Genomic DNA, 3460 nt, shown 5'->3' on the forward strand with positions numbered 1-3460 from the left:
CGCGTGGCGATTGCCCGTGCCATCGTCACCCAGCCGACAGTGCTGCTGGCCGACGAACCCACCGGCAACCTCGACAGCGCCCGCAGCGAAGAGATCATGGCCTTGCTGCGCGCGCTGAACCGCGAACACGGCATCACCGTGCTGATGGTCACCCACGAGCCGGACATGGCCGCCTGGGCCCAGCGCATCGTGCACTTCCGCGACGGCCGCATCGAACGCGACGAATACCAGGCGCCGCATGACGCACCGCCCAGCCAGTTTGCCAACCTCAGCGAGGGCCAGTCCTGATGTGGGGCAACACCTTCCTGTTGTCTCTGCGGGCCATCCGCCGCAACCTGCTGCGCTCCTTCCTCACGGTGCTGGGGATCGTCATCGGCGTGGCCGCGGTGGTCACCATGGTCACGGTCGGCAATGGCGCCACGCGCGCGGTGCGCGAACAGATCAGCAGCCTGGGCAGCAACCTGCTGCAGATCCGCCCTGGCCAGCGCCTGGGGCCGGGCGGCGGCACCGGCGCACCGGCCTTCCAGGAAGCCGATGTGGACGCGATCCGCGATGAAGTGGCCGGCCTGAAGGCCGTTGCGCCCGAGGTGCGCTCTGCCGTCACCGTCATCGCCAACGGCAAGAACTGGGCGACCACCATCACCGGCAGCAACGACCAGTACTTCGCCGCCAGCAACTGGACGCTGGCCACCGGCCGCATCTTCAATGAAGACGAGCAGACGGCAGGCGCTGCGGTCTGCGTGGTCGGCGCCACCATCAAGCGCGAGCTTTTCAACAACGAGGACCCGGTCGGCCAGCAGGTGCGCATCAAGAGCTTCTCGTGCGAGGTCATCGGCACGCTGGCGAGCAAGGGCCAGGCTGCCATGGGCATGGACCAGGACGACACCATCATCGTGCCGCTGCGCACCGCCCAGCGCCGCGTGATCGGCAACACCCGCATCAACACGCTGCTGGTCTCGATGGACGATGGCGTGGACAGCGAAGCCGTGACCGCCAGCCTGACCACGCTGCTGCGCGAGCGCCGCAAGCTGGCGGAAGGGCAGGAGAACAACTTCAACGTGCTGGACACCGCGCAGATCGCCGCCACGCTCTCGGGCACCACGCAGCTGATGACCTCGCTGCTGGGCGCTGTGGCGGCGGTCAGCCTGCTGGTCGGCGGCATCGGCATCATGAACATCATGCTGGTCAGCGTGACCGAGCGCACCCGCGAGATCGGCGTGCGCCTGGCCATTGGCGCGTTCGAGCGCGAGGTGCTGCTGCAGTTCCTGATCGAGGCCGTCGTGCTGTCCTCGCTGGGCGGCCTGGTCGGCCTGGTGCTGGCCACGCTGGCCTCGCTGGGGCTGACCTCGCTGCTGGGCGTGCCCTACGCCTTCAACACCGGCGTGAACCTGCTGGCCTTCGGCTTCTCCGCCGCCATCGGCGTGGTCTTCGGCTTCATGCCGGCCCGCCGCGCGGCGCAGTTGGACCCGATCGAGGCGCTGCGGCACGAGTGACGGGCATGCGACATGCGAAGGCGCCGCGGTCGCTAAGATCGCGGCACCTTTCGCTGTCACGGGCGTTTTCACGCGCCCGCCTCCGCCATGAAACGATCGCTTGCCGCGCTGGGCCTGGTGGGCGCCGTGCTGCTGCTGGCCGACTCGGCCGCCCATTCCCTGCTCGGCTGGCCGGCCATGCAGGCCAAGCTGCAGGCAGCCAACGCGCCGGCCGACCTGCAGCAAGGCCTGGCCATGGGCTGGCACTTCGGCGGCCTGGCGATGCTGGTCTTCGGCCTGCTGTGCCTGCAGACTGCCTGGGCCGGCTGGCGCGGCCGGCATGCGTCGGCTTTGCTGATGGGCGTGGTCGGCCTGGCGATGACAGGCTTCGGCGTGGGCAGCGCGGTGCTGACCGGCTGGGACCCGTTCCTGCTCGTCTTCCTGCTGCCCGGCGTGCTGCTGCTGATCTCGGCGACGGGCGCGCCCAAGCGTGACTGAACGCGGCATCGTCTACGCACCGCCGCAAGACGAGCTGAAGGTGCTGCATGCCGACGACCAACTCGTCGCCATCGACAAGCCCGCCGGCCTGCTCTCCGTGCCTGGCCGCGGCCCGGCGCACGCCGACTGCGCCGCAGCCCGTGTGCAGGCCCTGTTCCCCGATGCGCTGACCGTGCATCGCCTGGACATGGGCACCTCAGGCGTGCTCGTCTTCGGCCGCGGTGCTGCCGCCCAGCGCACGCTGAGCCAGGCTTTCGAGCAGCGACAAACCGAAAAGCGCTACCTCGCCATCGTCGCCGGCCTGCCCGCGGAAGACGACGGCCAGATCGACCTGCCGCTGATCGCCGACTGGCCGAACCGCCCGCGGCAAATGGTGGACCTGGCGCGCGGCCGCCCGTCCACCACGCTGTGGCGCTGCCTCTCGCGCGACCCCGCCACCAACACCGCCCGCCTCCTCCTCACCCCCATCACCGGCCGCTCGCACCAACTGCGCGTGCACCTGCAGGCCATCGGCCATCCCATCTTGGGCGACGAGCTGTACGCGCCGCCAGACGTGGACGCCGCGTCACCACGGCTGATGCTGCATGCGTGGCAGCTGACGCTGCCGCATCCGGTCAGCAGGGCGCCATTGGCACTGGAAGCGGCCGCACCGTTTTGATCATCTTCCGAGGCCAACGGGGCTGGCAACTGCCACCGCACCTCGGCGTCTATGAGCGTTTGGGACCCCGAGTTCCATGACCGGCTGCTTGCGACCCAAAGCGGAAGCTGGCGCGACTGACTTGAGACCGCCGGCTCCTGCGGTCTCTCACGCGGTATGTGTGAGCGACAAAGCGCCCTTGCCATCGGGTAGCCAGACTTCGGCATTCTCCGAACTCGCGTTAAAGAAACCGACGCCATGCTTGGCCGCGAGGCTGAACATCGCTTCATACGCCTGCTCGGCCTTGGACCAGGCAAATGCGGCGTAGATGACAGACTGTCCAACGCTGTAGTCAGTGACAGACGCCTCATCTTCCGGAAGGTCATCCGAGGAAAATGGTCCGTTCATGGCGGGAAATGATTGGATCATTTCAAGGAACCACGCTCGAAGCCCTGGCGCGGAAACCTCGGGGTTGTCGTATGAATGTTCTTCCTCCCACTCGGACTGGCTGTCGTACCACTCCATGAAGGCTTCTCGATCTTTCGGAGCTGCTTCTGGGGCAAAGACCATCAAGTCGTAACTCATAGCGCTGATCCCTCCATGGTTCGCACGTGTTGCAGGTAGACGTCAACGATTCTTACCGAACTTTTGCGCACGCGAATCGTGCAGGAAAAAGGCTGTGGAACACCCCTTGGTGAAGGACCGCTCCTGGCCGGATGCAGTCCTCCAAAACAACTCTTCAACCCTGCTCATAAAGCTCGGTCGGCGTGCCCTGATGGAAGCTCATCTGCCAACCGAGGTCAGAGGTAAGCGATCAATAAACCCCGTCCTTGAACTCCCGGCTGAGAGCTGA

At 66.7% G+C, this 3460-nt stretch carries 4 protein-coding genes and 1 pseudogene; 4 read left to right on the forward strand and 1 reads right to left on the reverse strand.

The annotated features are described in order from the left end of the window. The 4 genes and pseudogenes from FKP22_RS24510 to FKP22_RS24525 all read left to right on the forward strand — a co-directional run. Positions 1-288 (forward strand): annotated as a pseudogene (locus FKP22_RS24510) (hypothetical protein); the annotation flags it as partial. Then, positions 288-1493 (forward strand): ABC transporter permease, encoded by a 1206-nt coding sequence (locus FKP22_RS24515; protein WP_141290276.1) that lies wholly within the window; start codon positions 288-290, stop codon positions 1491-1493. The pseudogene FKP22_RS24510 and the gene FKP22_RS24515, both read left to right, overlap by 1 nt. 87 nt (positions 1494-1580) lie before the next feature. Further along, entirely contained in the window at positions 1581-1970 is a 390-nt protein-coding gene (locus FKP22_RS24520; RefSeq protein WP_141290277.1) for a hypothetical protein, read from the forward strand. Continuing rightward, positions 1963-2628: a pseudouridine synthase gene (locus FKP22_RS24525; RefSeq protein ID WP_231012208.1), complete on the forward strand. Its 666-nt coding sequence runs from the start codon at positions 1963-1965 to the stop codon at positions 2626-2628. Before FKP22_RS24520 ends, FKP22_RS24525 begins: the two co-directional genes overlap by 8 nt. Positions 2629-2775: 147 nt before the next feature. Here the strand turns inward: FKP22_RS24525 and FKP22_RS24530 are convergent, their stop codons facing one another. After that, positions 2776-3192, reverse strand: a complete 417-nt coding sequence (locus FKP22_RS24530) for a hypothetical protein (protein WP_141290278.1) — start codon at positions 3190-3192, stop codon at positions 2776-2778. Between the last annotated feature and the right edge of the window lie 268 nt (positions 3193-3460).

Source organism: Ideonella azotifigens, from assembly GCF_006519715.1.
Lineage (GTDB): Bacteria > Pseudomonadota > Gammaproteobacteria > Burkholderiales > Burkholderiaceae_C > Ideonella > Ideonella azotifigens.

What these genes read in the sequence shown, in the direction of transcription:
- FKP22_RS24530 (WP_141290278.1), bottom strand. Translation starts at nt 3,192, where the DNA reads ATGAGTTACGACTTGATGGTCTTTGCCCCAGAAGCAGCTCCGAAAGAT.
- FKP22_RS24515 (WP_141290276.1), top strand. Translation starts at nt 288, where the DNA reads ATGTGGGGCAACACCTTCCTGTTGTCTCTGCGGGCCATCCGCCGCAAC.
- FKP22_RS24520 (WP_141290277.1), top strand. Translation starts at nt 1,581, where the DNA reads ATGAAACGATCGCTTGCCGCGCTGGGCCTGGTGGGCGCCGTGCTGCTG.